Source organism: Lactobacillus sp. PV034 (genome assembly GCF_014522305.1).
Taxonomy (GTDB): domain Bacteria; phylum Bacillota; class Bacilli; order Lactobacillales; family Lactobacillaceae; genus Lactobacillus.
In genome coordinates this window covers 1,333,847-1,348,214 of record NZ_CP041982.1, presented here as the reverse complement: position 1 = coordinate 1,348,214, position 14,368 = coordinate 1,333,847, and the positions used below count along the sequence as shown (strand labels likewise).

18 protein-coding genes are annotated in these 14,368 nt (G+C 33.7%); 2 read left to right on the top strand and 16 right to left on the bottom strand.

Annotated features, from left to right (window positions below):
- Positions 1 to 94: 94 nt before the first annotated feature.
- From FP432_RS06775 to rsmG, 7 genes are read right to left on the bottom strand one after another with little or no spacing between them, the layout of a single operon-like run.
- Positions 95 to 886 (bottom strand): DUF1129 family protein, encoded by a 792-nt coding sequence (locus FP432_RS06775; protein WP_265488563.1) that lies wholly within the window; start codon positions 884 to 886, stop codon positions 95 to 97.
- A 14-nt stretch (positions 887 to 900) separates the two neighbouring features.
- Positions 901 to 2,001 carry a redox-regulated ATPase YchF gene (gene ychF / locus FP432_RS06770; RefSeq protein ID WP_265488562.1) on the bottom strand — a complete coding sequence of 367 codons (1,101 nt, stop codon included), beginning with the start codon at positions 1,999 to 2,001 and terminating at the stop codon, positions 901 to 903.
- A gap of 18 nt (positions 2,002 to 2,019) precedes the next feature.
- Positions 2,020 to 2,271 carry a DUF951 domain-containing protein gene (locus FP432_RS06765; protein WP_265488561.1) on the bottom strand — a complete coding sequence of 84 codons (252 nt, stop codon included), beginning with the start codon at positions 2,269 to 2,271 and terminating at the stop codon, positions 2,020 to 2,022.
- Positions 2,272 to 2,308: 37 nt separating this feature from the next.
- Positions 2,309 to 3,208 (bottom strand): ParB/RepB/Spo0J family partition protein, encoded by a 900-nt coding sequence (locus tag FP432_RS06760; protein WP_265488559.1) that lies wholly within the window; start codon positions 3,206 to 3,208, stop codon positions 2,309 to 2,311.
- A complete protein-coding gene (locus FP432_RS06755; RefSeq protein ID WP_265488558.1) occupies positions 3,186 to 3,965 on the bottom strand; it encodes a ParA family protein in 780 nt (259 codons plus the stop codon). The genes FP432_RS06760 and FP432_RS06755 overlap by 23 nt, the downstream gene beginning before the upstream one ends.
- A gap of 9 nt (positions 3,966 to 3,974) precedes the next feature.
- Entirely contained in the window at positions 3,975 to 4,838 is an 864-nt protein-coding gene (noc, locus tag FP432_RS06750) for a nucleoid occlusion protein (protein WP_265488557.1), read from the bottom strand.
- A gap of 25 nt (positions 4,839 to 4,863) precedes the next feature.
- Complete coding sequence (rsmG, locus tag FP432_RS06745; protein ID WP_265488556.1) at positions 4,864 to 5,583, bottom strand: 16S rRNA (guanine(527)-N(7))-methyltransferase RsmG; 720 nt, start codon at positions 5,581 to 5,583, stop codon at positions 4,864 to 4,866.
- A 185-nt stretch (positions 5,584 to 5,768) separates the two neighbouring features.
- Between rsmG and FP432_RS06740 the strand changes: the two genes are divergently transcribed.
- Entirely contained in the window at positions 5,769 to 6,302 is a 534-nt protein-coding gene (locus FP432_RS06740) for a CvpA family protein (RefSeq protein WP_265488555.1), read from the top strand.
- A 37-nt stretch (positions 6,303 to 6,339) separates the two neighbouring features.
- Here FP432_RS06740 and FP432_RS06735 read toward each other — a convergent pair whose 3' ends face one another.
- The 6 genes from FP432_RS06735 to FP432_RS06710 form a co-directional block, all read right to left on the bottom strand.
- Positions 6,340 to 7,266 (bottom strand): FAD:protein FMN transferase, encoded by a 927-nt coding sequence (locus tag FP432_RS06735; RefSeq protein WP_265488554.1) that lies wholly within the window; start codon positions 7,264 to 7,266, stop codon positions 6,340 to 6,342.
- Between the two features lie 13 nt (positions 7,267 to 7,279).
- Positions 7,280 to 8,077, bottom strand: a complete 798-nt coding sequence (locus FP432_RS06730) for a tyrosine-protein phosphatase (protein ID WP_265488553.1) — start codon at positions 8,075 to 8,077, stop codon at positions 7,280 to 7,282.
- Between the two features lie 111 nt (positions 8,078 to 8,188).
- Complete coding sequence (locus FP432_RS06725) at positions 8,189 to 8,743, bottom strand: NADPH-dependent FMN reductase (protein ID WP_265488552.1); 555 nt, start codon at positions 8,741 to 8,743, stop codon at positions 8,189 to 8,191.
- A gap of 4 nt (positions 8,744 to 8,747) precedes the next feature.
- Positions 8,748 to 9,332: an NADPH-dependent FMN reductase gene (locus FP432_RS06720; protein WP_265488551.1), complete on the bottom strand. Its 585-nt coding sequence runs from the start codon at positions 9,330 to 9,332 to the stop codon at positions 8,748 to 8,750.
- A gap of 136 nt (positions 9,333 to 9,468) precedes the next feature.
- Entirely contained in the window at positions 9,469 to 10,092 is a 624-nt protein-coding gene (locus FP432_RS06715; RefSeq protein WP_265488550.1) for a TetR/AcrR family transcriptional regulator, read from the bottom strand.
- Positions 10,093 to 10,243: 151 nt separating this feature from the next.
- A complete protein-coding gene (locus FP432_RS06710; RefSeq protein WP_265488549.1) occupies positions 10,244 to 10,486 on the bottom strand; it encodes a hypothetical protein in 243 nt (80 codons plus the stop codon).
- An 84-nt stretch (positions 10,487 to 10,570) separates the two neighbouring features.
- Here FP432_RS06710 and FP432_RS06705 point away from each other — a divergent pair, with 84 nt between their 5' ends.
- Positions 10,571 to 11,983 carry a C69 family dipeptidase gene (locus FP432_RS06705; RefSeq protein WP_265488547.1) on the top strand — a complete coding sequence of 471 codons (1,413 nt, stop codon included), beginning with the start codon at positions 10,571 to 10,573 and terminating at the stop codon, positions 11,981 to 11,983.
- Positions 11,984 to 12,019: 36 nt separating this feature from the next.
- Here FP432_RS06705 and FP432_RS06700 read toward each other — a convergent pair whose 3' ends face one another.
- Genes FP432_RS06700 through FP432_RS06690 form a run of 3 tightly spaced genes read right to left on the bottom strand, consistent with a single transcriptional unit; the run spans position 12,020 to position 14,298 of the window.
- The gene (locus FP432_RS06700; protein ID WP_265488546.1) at positions 12,020 to 12,694 is read right to left on the bottom strand and encodes an ABC transporter ATP-binding protein; all 675 of its coding nucleotides are present in this window, start codon (positions 12,692 to 12,694) and stop codon (positions 12,020 to 12,022) included.
- 17 nt (positions 12,695 to 12,711) lie between these two features.
- Complete coding sequence (locus tag FP432_RS06695; protein WP_265488545.1) at positions 12,712 to 13,767, bottom strand: ABC transporter permease; 1,056 nt, start codon at positions 13,765 to 13,767, stop codon at positions 12,712 to 12,714.
- A gap of 3 nt (positions 13,768 to 13,770) precedes the next feature.
- Positions 13,771 to 14,298 (bottom strand): TetR/AcrR family transcriptional regulator, encoded by a 528-nt coding sequence (locus tag FP432_RS06690; protein WP_265488544.1) that lies wholly within the window; start codon positions 14,296 to 14,298, stop codon positions 13,771 to 13,773.
- Between the last annotated feature and the right edge of the window lie 70 nt (positions 14,299 to 14,368).

Sequence of the window (14,368 nt, the reverse complement as noted above, 5' to 3'; positions counted from 1 at the left end):
AAAGACGCCGAAGCGTCAATTTATTAAATCAATATCTTATATAAGCGCTCTTAAATTATAATTTTAGACCACTTTAGATAAAATATCTATGTACTTATTGCTTTTTACCGTCTTGTAAATGGGCTTGTTTAACTGGATCAATAATATTATATCTACGTCTTAAGTAATAACGTACTCCAAAAGCGATCACAGCAATAATAATTTCAGCCCATGGGTTCAATGGCGGGTTAAGTTGTCTCATTCCCGGTAAACTCGTAGCCGTTACCCATAAAAACATGACAATCAACACACCTATTCCAATAAGAACGATCTTTCCTGTACCCATTCTCTTATCTTTAGGCGTAACCATCCAACGGGTATAGTAAGCCATCATCCAACCTAAACCGATGACTAAAACGAATAATGTAACTGCTCCTAATTCTGCACCACTTGGAGTTTTAGAAAATACTTGTACTACACCGTATACACCAGCAAAAAGAGCTAAGTACAAAAGAATATTATCTAGTACTAGTAATCCAAACTTTTGCTCTACTTTTTTAGGTTTAGGATGAGTTAACTCAATTGCCTTTTCTGTTGGGGACATTTTATATAAAGTACTTGCTGGAATACCCTTTTGTTGTGCAATAATCATCTCTGGCAAAATTGAATCAATTGCTGGCTCAACTTGATCATTAGCTATATTTTCATTTTCAAGTAATGCTTTTTGTAATCTGAAAACATAATCTGAGTTTTTATTTGTCAATTTCTTGCGCAACTCTTCTGGGGCAGTATGTTTTATTTCTTCTTCATAAGCTGCTCTTTTTGATTGCTTTTTTAACTCTTCTTGTCCCTGTGCCTTATTTGCCTCTTCCACAGGTTTAGTTTGATCCTTTTTATCTTCACTCATAAAAGCTTTAACTCCTAAACATTGAATCTAAATTCAATAATATCGCCATCTTCAACCACATAATCTTTACCTTCGAGGCGAAGTTTACCTGCTTCTTTAACTTTTTGCATGGTTTCTAATTCATTTAAGTCATCAAATGATACTACTTCGGCACGAATAAAACCACGTTCAAAGTCTGAGTGGATGACACCTGCAACTTGAGGTGCCTTCATCCCTTGACGGAAAGTCCAGGCACGAGTTTCTGGACCACCAGCTGTAAAGAAAGTTCTTAATCCTAGAATATGGTAAGCAGCTTTAATTAAACGATCTAAACCAGATTCCTCTACACCTTCCATTTCAAGGAATTCTTTTCTTTCATCATCATCCATTGCCGCAATTTCTTCTTCAGTTGCAGCCGAAATTCCTAAAGCTTCAGCATTTTCACTTTCTGCATGCTTTTTGACAATTTGGAAATACTTATCACTTTCGGGATCAGCCATTGAACTTTCAGCAATATTTGCAACATAAATCACTGGCTTTGAAGTTAATAAGAATAGCCCTTTAACTATCTTTTGTTCATCTTCATTAAAATCAATAGAACGCGCTGCCTTACCTTCTTCAAGCACTGGCTTTAATTTTTCTAAAACTGCCATTTCAGCTTTAGCTTCTTTATCACCTTGTTGAGCAACCTTTTGAACTTTACTGATACGGCGATTAACAGCATCTAAGTCTGCAATTGCAAGCTCTAAGTTAATAGTATTAATATCTTCTTCCGGATCAACCTTACCAGTGACAGAGGTAATATTGTCATCATCAAAAGCACGCACAACGTGAACAATTGCATCAGTTTGACGAATATTTTCTAAGAATTTATTACCTAAACCTTCACCTTTTGAAGCACCTTTTACTAATCCAGCAATATCTGTAAATTCAAAAGTAGTATGAACAATCTTTTTAGCAGGAACTAATTCCTGAATTCTTGCTAAACGTTGATCTGGCACTTCCACCATCCCAACATTTGGTTCAATAGTTGCAAACGGATAGTTCGCCATTTCAGCTCCAGCTTTAGTGATTGCGTTAAACAAAGTAGATTTACCAACATTTGGTAAACCAACAATACCAGCAGTTAATGCCATTTTATTCTCCTTAACTAATTACTTTTCAAAACGGGGTACCATTATTTTATCCTTAGGGATATAATATTCGTATTTTTGGGTTGTGGGATCATTTGCCATTGTAATAACTTTCTTTAATCGCTTATTAAAATCACCACGTGACATCATTACAATATGACCGCATCCCATACACTTAATTCTAATATCTGCTCCCATTCTTAGAATTTCCCATTTGTTTTCACCACAAGCATGCGGTTTTTTCATTTGCACGATATCTGCTAAATGATACATGAAAAATCACCTCATATAGTTATTATTAGTAGTAAACTTACTTATCTAAGTCAACACCCAATAAGTCTAATATTCTATTTAATTCTTCTGCAGAAGAAAAATCAATTGCTAAGTGACCTTTACCCTTTTTATTTTCAGTAATATTTACACTAGTACCAAATTTACCCTTAAGTTCATCTTCACTAGCTTTAATAAATGCAGATTTTTTGATACGCTTTTGTTTTGGATGCGCAATACTTTTTTCATTAATACGATTTACCAAAGATTCAAGTTGACGGACAGTAATGCCCTCTTTAACAACTTTTTTGGCCAAAGTATCAATTTCATCCTTATTCTTTAATCCTAAAAGCGTTCTAGCTTGTCCCATTGAAAGTTCACCATGTTGCAAGAGACGTTTTGTCTTTTGTGGTAAAGTCAATAAACGCAAGTAATTAGCAATATAAGGTCGTGATTTACCTAACCGTTTAGAAACCTCTTCTTGAGTTAAACCAAGATTTTTTTGAAGTGTTTCATAGGCTTGCGCTTCTTCTAATGGTGTTAAATCTTCACGCTGTAAGTTTTCAAGAACCGCTACTTCCATCATCTGTGCTTCATCAAAGTCACGAATAATTGCTGGAATAGTAGCTTTTTTTGCTAATTTAGAAGCACGAAAACGTCTTTCACCAGCAATTATTTCATAGCCATTAATTGACTTACGTACAATAATCGGCTGAAAAACACCATTTTCTTTGATAGATTCAGCTAGCTCTTTTAAACTCTTTTCTTCAAATGTTTTTCTAGGTTGATAAGGATTAGGACGAATCTCTTCTAATGAAAGTTCACTTACCTCTTCGGCATCTTCAATTTTTGGACCTTCATCAAATAAAGCTTCTAAACCTTTACCTAGGCCTTTGCCCAAACCTTTTTTCTTAGTATCATCGTTTGACTTTCTTGCCATGAGCCTTTAACACCTCTTTTGCTAGTGAATCATAAACTTCTGCCCCACGAGATCTGGGAGCATATTCAGTTATTGCTTGTCCATAACTTGGAGCTTCTGCTAATTTTGTAATTCTAGGAATAATTGTTTTGTAAACCTTTTTACTGAAATAGGATTGTACTTCTTTTACAACATCAGCCCCTAGATTAGTTCTGGCATCCAACATTGTTAATAAAACACCTTCTACATCAAGATTTTTATTGAAATGTTTTTGCACTAATCTAATAGTATTTAGTAATTGACTCAACCCTTCCATTGCATAATATTCACTTTGTACTGGAATTAGAATTGAATCAGATGCAGTAAAGGCATTAATAGATAATTGACCTAAGGAAGGAGGACAATCAATAAAAATAAAATCATATTGATCACTAACTTCATCAATTCCCTGCTTCAGTCTTGTCTCTCGTGCCATTAAAGACGTTAATTCCATTTCCGCGCCGGCTAACTGAATCGTAGCAGGTACAATATCCAAGCCATTTGTTGAGCTACGGTGAATTGTCTTAGAAATTGGAACTTCATCGATAATGACATTATAAACATCTTGATCAACAGAAGATTTTTCTACTCCTAGTCCTGAAGTTGCATTTCCCTGTGGATCAATATCTACAATTAAGACTTTATAACCATGTTTAGCAATACTTGCGCCTAAATTAATCGTAGTTGTGGTTTTTCCAACGCCACCTTTTTGATTAGCGACAGAAATAATTTGAACCATTATTACTCCTTAATTTTTATTGAATAATTCGATTGTAATTTTATATGAGTCTTCTTCTTTATCTTCTTTATACTTAACTTTTAATCCTGATTTTTTAGCCATTTTAATTGCTTGCTTGATAGTATTAACTTGAACTTTAAAATCATTACCAGTTTTAATAATTTGCTTTTTAGTATTCTTGCTCTTTGCTTTAGTATTGGCTTGCTTTTCAGCCTCAGCTAAGGCAGTAAAATAGCCATCCAAATCATCAACCATTGTTTCGGTTTCTTTAACAGTAAGTCCCTTTTTAATGATTTCGCTGACGGCACGGTCTTGATCTTCTTCACTCAAATTCAAAAGGGCTCGACCATGACGCTGGGTAATTTTTTTAGATACTAAAAAGCTCTGGACTTTAGGAGTTAAACGCAATAAGCGAATTTTATTTGCAACATAAGATTGTGTTTTTCCAACTTGTTTAGCTAATTCAGTTTGCGTTAAATTATTGACCTTCATCAATTGTAAGTAAGCTTGTGCTTCATCAATCGGATTAAGATCCTCACGTTGTAAATTCTCAATTAAGGCTAATGAGGCAACTTTTGCATCATCCATATCTTCAACAATTGCAGGAATTTTAGCCCAGTCTAAAGAGCGGGCAGCACGAAAACGTCTTTCACCGGCAATAATTTCGTATCTACCTTCTTCAGTTTCATCTTTTCGTAAAATAATTGGTTGAAGTAGTCCTTGTTCTTTCAACGTTTGAGCTAATTCGGCAATTGATTCATCACTAAATGTCCGTCTTGGTTGAAAACGATTAGGTACAATTCGATCTATTTCAATCTCTTGAACTTGTTTATTTTCTTCATTTTTATTTTTATGTCCAAAAAATAATGGCATCTAAAATTCCTCCCAGTTAAACTCTCTAAAGTGGTTTTTTATTCGGAGTTCCAGCTTGGCGTGGATACTTTTTCGGTGTTTTACTTAGTTTTTTAACTAAAATTAAGGTTCGTTCATCATCACTATTAGGTAGAGTTAGTTCTACTACTTTTTGTGTTTTACCACCTAAGAGTTTTATTGCTTTTTTAGCATTAGTCAATTCATCTTCTGCTTTAGGTCCTTTAAGAGCAATAAAGTAACCATTAGGTTTTACCAAAGGTAAGCAATACTCACCTAAAACAGACATTCTAGCTACTGCTCTAGCCGTTACAAGATCAAATTGTTCCCGTAGAGAAGGATTTTGTCCCGCATCCTCTGCTCGCGCATGGACCAAAGTTACATTATCTAAATTTAGTTTTTGAACTAAAGACTCGAGAAATTTTAATCTTTTCCCCAAGGAATCGATAATTGTTACCTTTAAATTAGGGCAAAGAATTTTAATGGGCAATGACGGAAAACCTGCACCGGCTCCTACATCACACAAAGTTTTATCTCCCTGAAATAAATCAGGAAATTCTAATACTGGTGTAATACTGTCATAAAAATGTTTTTGATAAACATCTTTTTCATCGGTAATTCTAGTTAAATTAACCTTCTCATTAGTTTTTACTAGATCTCGATAATATATTGCAAACTGTTCTTTTTGTTGAGAACTAAGGTTAAAACCTTGTTCTGTTAAAGTTGTTATAAAATTTTCTGGATTCATATTTCACCCGTGAAACCATGTTTCACATACTATTAATTTACCGCAAATATGGAAAGTAAACAATCCCAATTATTGAGCTTAACGTATTAATTATGAATTATTTTTTTAAAATCGTCAAAAGTTCACAGCTTAAGACTCAAACTAATCCTCTAATCAGCTATAATTAATGCCAAAGGAGAATTATTATGCTTGTTACCATCTTAGTTTTATTATATTTAGGCTACCAAGTTTATAAAGGTTATCAAATTGGTTTTTCACGTCGAATAATTAATTTAATTTTTGGCGCCATTGTTTTTGCAGTTGCAATTTTAGGACAAAATAGCTTAGGAAATTGGCTGTATTCACATTTTGCCAATACTAATACTTCTACAGCAAACTCTGCGCTTGATTTAATGATTTATCGTTTCATTGCTTTCTTTATTATTTGGTTTGTTGGTCGGCAAATTGTAAAAATTTTTAAACGTTGGTTACCCAAAAAAGATCCTAACAAACATGGTTTTACCACCTTATTAGATCATGTCTTAGGTGCTCTAATTTCTTTATTTGCAGCCTACTTTGTTGTCTATGTTGTTTTATCAATGTGTGATGCCTTCCAAAACCAGTGGTTCATCCAACAAACTGTTGATTCACCATTTCTAAGAGCAATTATTTATGATACTCCAGGTCTTTCAAACGGCGTCTTCAAGACCGTGTTCGGTATTAGTCGAACTTTAGGATAAAAAATAGCGTCATGTTTAAAATACATGACGCTTATTTTTATACATTCACACGTTCAATTTGATCATTATTATAAACGAAAATCGCACCATAACGACCAGCTTCATCATCTTGCCAGCCTTCGATTGGCTTTCCAGCAAAAAATAGACGTTTACATTCAATTTCTGCTTGAACTGAATCTCTAGTAAACAGCGTTACCCCTGCAACATTAGTTTTAACAGGATAGCCAGTTTTTGGATCAATAATATGATGATATTGCTTACCATTAATTTTCAATACTCGTTCATACGTACCAGAAGTAACTGCAGAACATTCAGAAACTGTTGCAGTAGTTAGATTTTCTCCCCGTTTTAATTTTGGATCTTGAACGCCTAATACCCATTTTCCACTCTCTCTTCGTGGACTTGGTCCTACAAATAAAACATTTCCGCCTAAGTTAATAATTCCGGCACGTACATCATAAGCGTGCCAAAGATCACGAATTCGATCAGCAATATAACCCTTGGCAATCCCACCTAAATCTAACTCCATTCCTGGCTTAGTCAGAAAAACAGTCTGATTTACATCATCTAAAATAACGTCTTCTGGATGAGTTAAAGCCATCTTTTCTTTTATCGCTTCATCAGTAGGCACATGCGCATCTTTAAAACCAATATGCCATAATTTTACTACTGGCCCAATTAAAGCATTGAAGCCAAAATTTTCTCGACTTTTTTCAACTGCTAATTTTATCAACTTATAAGTACTTGAAGAAACCTGAACTGGATTTTTCCCTGCTGCATGATTAATATCCATTACTTCAGATTTATCACGGTTAACAGTTAACCGATCCTCATAACCAGCAATTAGAGCAAAGGATTCGTCTAGAATATATTCATCGGTTGAGCCAAATAATTGCAAGGTAATAATAGTTCCTAAACCACGGCCTGATTTTGAAATTTGCTTTTTAGTAAAATCTTCTATCATATTCTTACCCTCTTTAAATTTTCGGTTCTAAATATAGTTCTCTCAAGCGTTCTATCATCGCCTGATCAATTCCAATACTTTCTTTAAGATAATTATCTAATCCACCATATTCATTATTAATTAAAATTAAGGCACTATCCAAGTATTCATTAGCTACACTGGCAAGTGAACGTAAATTAGCGCGCACATATTGATTAGAACCATTTGTTAATGCCAGTGTATCTACTTTTTTTCGATAACTATCAAGTTCATAATTAGAAAATAAATAATCGTCCCTTATCACATATCCATCTACACCTAAAATATGTAATAAATAATACGTAGCAATACCAGTTCGATCCTTTCCTTCAGAACAATGATAAAGAACTGCGCCATCTTCATTATTAGCCAAGATCTCAAAAAATTTTCGGTAGACAGCCTGCGAATATGTTGAACGAACAGTTTTACGATATTGATGACACATCACTTTGAAACCAGCATATTGATCAAAACTATAGGTCTTTTTTAGTTTTTCCTTATCTTGATCTGGTACACCTAATTTTTTCTCTTCATGTACTGCTAAATGAATATACTCTACTCCTGCAGGGACTGAATCTGGTTCCTTTTCACATTCTAATGAAGTTCTAAAATCAATAATTTTTTTGAGACCATAATTTTCAAAGAAAGTCATGTCATCTTGTGGTAGCCTGAATAATTTTCCACTTCTCAATAATTTGTGTCTTTTGATTGCTCGTCCATTAAAGCCATAATATGCACCTAAATCACGTACATTAGCCACCTTATTTAAAGGTAAAACAAGAGGTTCAAACATACTTTACTCCTATATCTACTCTTCTTGGCTTTATTTTAAACTACTTTGGATTTAATTCACAATAAAAGACCATACCCTAGGTATGGTCTGTATCATAGCCAAACTACTTAATTATTTTGTTGCTTGATTTACAAAAGTGACAAAATTCTTAAATGTTGTATCAATAAGCTTTTCAGTTGCTTCATCCAACAAATCACCAGATTCTTTGTCAAACTTACTTGGTGCGCGTCCAATTAAAACTTCGTTTCCTGGTAAAACATTAGCGCTTTGATCAGGAGAAAGTAAGATTTCACGTAATTCTTCTTGAGCACGTGAAGCACCTTGCATCCCCAAAGAAGCACCTAAAACCATTACCGGCTTACCCTTCATTACATTGCCATCACCTAAAGCATGGCTACCGGTCCATTCTAATGCACTCTTCAATGATGAAGGAATACTGTGGTCATATTCTGGAGTAGAGATAATAATCCCATCGGCTTTAAGAATCTTTTTTCTAAATTCTTTAACCTTTTTATCTGGTTCGCCTTCTTTTTTGAAGCGAGGTAAATCGGCAATTTCAAAAACTTCAATATCAGCTTGATCCTTATAACGCTTTGCTATAAATTCTTCTACAAGACGGTTATAAGAAAAATCTGCGTTAGTACCAACAATAGCAAGTAATTTCATTATTTTAACCCTCTCTATCAAATATTTGTGCTAAAACACTCTTCGTATTCTTACCAGTTACTTGAGCATACCAAGCATCAAATTCATCAAAGAAATGATCCATGAATTTTACTGTGCCCTCTGATAAATTACCATCTTTATCAAATTGTTCTGGTGCACTACCTAACATAAATTCATCACCATCAAATACGATGCCACCAAATCCAGGAGAATTAAGTACTAACTTCAAGTGACTTTGTCCACGTGCTGAACCTTGAGGCAAAACTGAAGTCCCAACAATTAAAATAGGCTTATTTTTGAAGGGATGTGCAGCTGAAGATAACCATTCAAGCGCACTCTTTAGTGATGATGGAACAGAGTGTTGTTGTTCAGGGGTTGCAATTAAAACTGCATCTGCTGCTTCTACCTTTTCACTTAATGTTTTTACACTATCAGGTATATCTGTAAATCCTTCCTTAAACATTGGAAGATCACGGACCTCTGCAAGTTCAATATCATATTTACCAGTAAAATGCTTTTTAATAAATTTTAGCAAGTCTCTATTATATGAATGATCTGCGTTACTACCTACAATAGCAAGTATTTTCATCTTACTCACCTTTCTTTAAATACAATTCTATTCACTATCAATTATACGGTTTACACCATAAAACACCAAATTTAATTTTATAAATAAAAAACTACCCCCAGAGGAGTAGTTTTTCATCATCTAATAAGTGTCTTAATTAGCTTAATTTTTCAGCTAAAGAAGCGGCATCGTCTGCTGCAAATAATGGACTTTCTTCAGTATTAGTAAGACGATCATTAAGCATAGCATCATGAACTTGTGCTTCTAAAACATTAATCATTTGATCTTGACTAAAGTCAACAGTTTGATTAATTTGCAAAGCTGCAATACCAGTTGCTGAAACCCAAGTAGTAATTACAATATGACGAATTCTTTCATTTGAAAATTCGCTTGCATCAAATTGTTGTTTAAACTTCTCAGTACCTAAGTCCATCAAAGTGTCTGAAATGAGCTTACTACCAAACTTACCATCAACAAACATTGCACGGAAAAGGCCAACATGGTCTTTAGCAAAGTAAATGTATGATAAGGCTAAATCAATTAATGGTTCAGCAGTAAAGTTTTGCTGCAAGGTGTTAGTCTTTAATTCATTACTAATTCTGCCTAAAACTTGATTACGCAAATCAGTCATATTTTCAAATTCTAAATAAATAGGTTGAGTTGAACAGTGAACCGCCTTGGCAATATTTCTTGCGGTTAAACTTTCAATTCCGTCTTTAACTGCCAGCTTATAGGCACCATCTAATATTTTTTCTTTATCAATTTCTTTTCTTCTAGCCAATTTTTATACCCTCTGTCATAAAATAAACTTAACTTATAGCAATGAAATAACAAAATACTCAAAATTAACAAACACGTGTTATTTCTTATATGATTATAATATAACAAAAAATAACAAAAGTACACAATCTTCTTTAAAAATTACAATTTTTTTATAATCGTTTAAACAAGCTAGCACCATCATCTCCAGTAAATTCATCATAATGAGAATTTACCATTTCAATAACTTCTTGTTTATCTAAGCCTTGATTTGCAGCAAATGCAAAAAAGGCAGCTGATAAAATATATCCCTTTTCACGATCATCCACTAAATTATCTGAAAAATTCATATTAATACTATGATTTTTGTAGTCAGTAGATAAAATAACTTCTTTATCTTCAGGAAATTCTGCCATATTTGTACCTCACAATTGTATTTTTATTTTATTCTCACAGTAATACAATATTAATTATATTATATTCTTAGAAAGAGTGAAATTATGATAAATAAAATTGGGCGCTCCTCTTGTACTTCCATTTTAATTGGCAAAAATGCTAGTATTGATGGAAGTGTCATTATTGGGCGTAACGAAGACGCAAAAACAGCCTGGCCTAAACACCTAGCATTCAATGCCCATCGCAGTATTAAAAACAATAAATTTAGTTCAAAGGATAATAAATTCTCTATTTCTTTACCAGAGGTTGCTTACGCATATTCTTCTACTCCAGAATGGACAGATAAATATGGTGTCTTTGAAGAAGATGGCATCAATGAATACCATGTTGCCATGAGTGCTACAGAAAGTGCTTATGCTAACGATCGTGTTCAAGCTCTAGATCCTTTTAATACTAAAGATGGAATTTTAGAAGAAGCAATGGTTACTGTAGTTCTTCCTTATGTAAAAACGGCTCGTGCCGGTGTAGAACGTTTAGGAAAAATTGTTCAAAAACACGGCTCCGCAGAAGCAAACGGTATTTTATTTGCTGATCGTGATGAAGCATGGTACATGGAGATTGGCTCAGGGCACCACTATGTAGCTCAACGAATCCCAGATGATTCTTATGCAGTAGTTGCTAACCAATTAGCAATTGAATTAATAGACTTTGATGATCCGGATAACTTTATTACTTCTCCAGGAATTAGAGAATTTGTATATCAAAACCATCTTTGGCCAGAAGATCAGCCATTTAATTTTAGAAAAATTTTTGGTACTCATGACGATTCAGACTTAGCATATAACACTCCACGTGTCTGGTCTGGTCAAAAATTACTAACCCCTTCAATTGCACAAAATCCTGAAAGTTTTGAACTACCATTTTTACAAAAGCCAGATTATCCAATTGCCATTGAAGAAGCTCAACGAGTGCTTAGCGATCATTTCAACGGAACTGAATATGATTTAACTAAAAGTAAAAATAAGAATAATGCTACTTTTAGACCGATTAGTGTTGCTACTACGCAAGAATCTCACTTACTTCAACTACGCAATGATGAAATGATTCACTGGCTTGCAATGGGAATTGCTGCTCAAAGTGTTTATATTCCCTTTTACCCTCAAGGAACTGAAGTTCCAACCATGTTTAAATATGGCAAAAAAGAATTCACTTCTAATTCAGCTTACTGGGTCTTTAAAGAGGCAAGTGTGCTAGTTGACCGAAATTGGAGTAAATATTCCACTTATTTAAGAAATACCCAAAGTGAAACTAATGCAGCTCTCATTAAAACTCGGGTAGACTATGATAATAAGTTGCACCAAACTAATGACAAAGATGCGCAATTGCAGTTAATAAATGAAGCTAATAAAAAATTAGCAAACATTGCTATTAAAAATTATCAAGCTTTGATTGCTAAGCTTATTACCCTTCAAACTGAGGATTCACCACTTCGTTTTCAAATGGATCCTAACTTATAACAAAAAAATCACATTTCCAAACGGAAATGTGATTTTTTATTTCTCTTCATGTAATTGACCATCAAGCATTTGATAAGTCTTATTAGCATATTTGTGTAAGCGCATATCATGAGTAACAATAATTAAAGCTTTATTTTGCTTTTGCGCTAAATCTTTGAACAATTGACCAACTTCTTCTACTTTTTTACTATCCAGTGCAGCAGTTGGTTCATCCGCTAAAATAATTGCTGGATTAGCATAAAGCGCACGAGCAATTGCCACTCTTTGCTTTTGTCCACCAGAAATTTCATTAGGATATTTGTTTACCAACATATCAATTCCCAACTGCTTGATCAAATCCGTCAAAGCTTCATGAGACATATTATTTTGCTTTTTTACTTTATCAACTAAGAGAAACTGTTCCTTTACAGTAAGATAAGGCACTAAATTATAAGCTTGAAGCACAAAGCCAATTTTTTCTAATCGTAAGTTATTAGCTTCTTTATCACTAAGATGACTAACATCTTTATTATCAATCATTACAGTTCCAGTTGTTGGTTTTTGTAGCGCTCCGGCAATTGTTAAAAAAGTGCTTTTTCCTGCTCCAGAAGGTCCAACGATAAGAACCACTTCCCCCTTATCAGCAGTAAAATTAATATCTTTTAAAGCTGTAACTTGAGCAATTCCTTTACCATAAATCTTACTTACACCCTTTAATGATATTGCCGCCATTTTATTTTACCTCCCTTTTAACCTATTGCTTTTGCAGGATCAATTTTTACAATGGAGCGAATTGGAATTAAACCACCAATTATGCCCATTACTAACATTCCTACGAAACCAGAGATCATAATCCAAGGAGCAAAATCAAGCGGTACTACCGGAGGAATTATCAATGTCATTAGGTACATTATTATCCACGCAATTAAAGTTCCGGCAAATGTCAAAATTACCGATTGACTGATAGTTGCGCTGATTAAAGTCCGAGTTGGGATTCCTTGGGCACGTAATACTGCATAGTTAGGTAACTTTTGAATTGTCAAAATATATAGGAAAACCGCAATTACAATTAAAGAAATGACAAATAAAAATCCTATCATTAATTCAAAAGTCATATTTTGTGCCGAATATCCTGGTAACTTATTGATAAAAGTTTTTACACCATAGCTAGCAATATTGTCGGTTTTCTCATTAAGTTTCTTTTGTGACATTATTCCTGAAGCTACTACATTGTGTGCCAAAGGGCGCAGCTTCTTCCAAGTAGCTATATTTCCATAAATAATTGGAGCAATATTAATCTTGGCATCATTTACAAAGCCAACAATCTTATATTTATCTTTTCCACCATTCAGAGTAATTTTGTCGCCTAATTTATAACCATCATCTTTAAAACTTGTATCCACAGCGACTTCTTGATTAGTCTTTGCTCTTCTACCACTTTCTAAAGATAAATTTTTGTAAATATATTGGCTTTTATCTAACCCGATAAATTGTGCAGATTGTGTTTCTTGCTTCGGCATTTTTACTACTACTGGAACCAAACCCACATAAGCACTATCATTGCCTAGTTTTATATTTTTTACATCATCTTTAGTTAACAAAGACTGCGTTAAGTTAATATTTGAATTTGAATTAAGTACCACTGATTGAACGTGCCAACTTTTAAGCGCTTGAGTATTTTCAGAGGCTAATCCAACTGATAGTGAAGATAACATAAAAATTAAATAAGCAATTAAGAATATCATAAAGGTAATTAAGCCATACCTAAACTTCTCATATTTAATCTCTTTCAATGCTAAAAACATTTATTAGTCACCACTTTTTAACAAATTCAAACTTGTTTTATATCGTTCTAGGTATTTTTCTTTATTTTCCGGATCAAATAAAACAAGATTCACAACTTCATGGCTTAAAATCATTGCACTCCATATTTGCGCATTTAGTGGCAGTGTTTTTCTACTTTTTTCCATTCGATTAGAGTGAATTAGCTGGTCATTACATGATAAATGTAACTTAATTAATTCGTAATACTTACTATTACTAGTCTCCTCTATAAAACTCACTGTCATTTGGTAAAATGCCTGCTCATCAAATTTATGCATCATTTTACCAACTCCTAAATGAATACTTTGCATAGCCTGTCCATAAATATAGGTATAGGCATCTTCTAAATCATCAAAGTATTTATAAAAAGCTCCACGTGCAATTTGCGCATCTTTTACAATTCGTGCCACTTGCGCTTGTGCTAATGGATACTCACTAAATTCCCGCAACAACGCCTCAGATACACGTTTTTTCTTTTCATCTGACAAATTATGAAATGTACTTTTAACCATTTTTCTTTTAAAAGTGACACTGTGTCACTTTTTTTCACTTTCTTATCCTAAACTCATTTTTACTTACTGT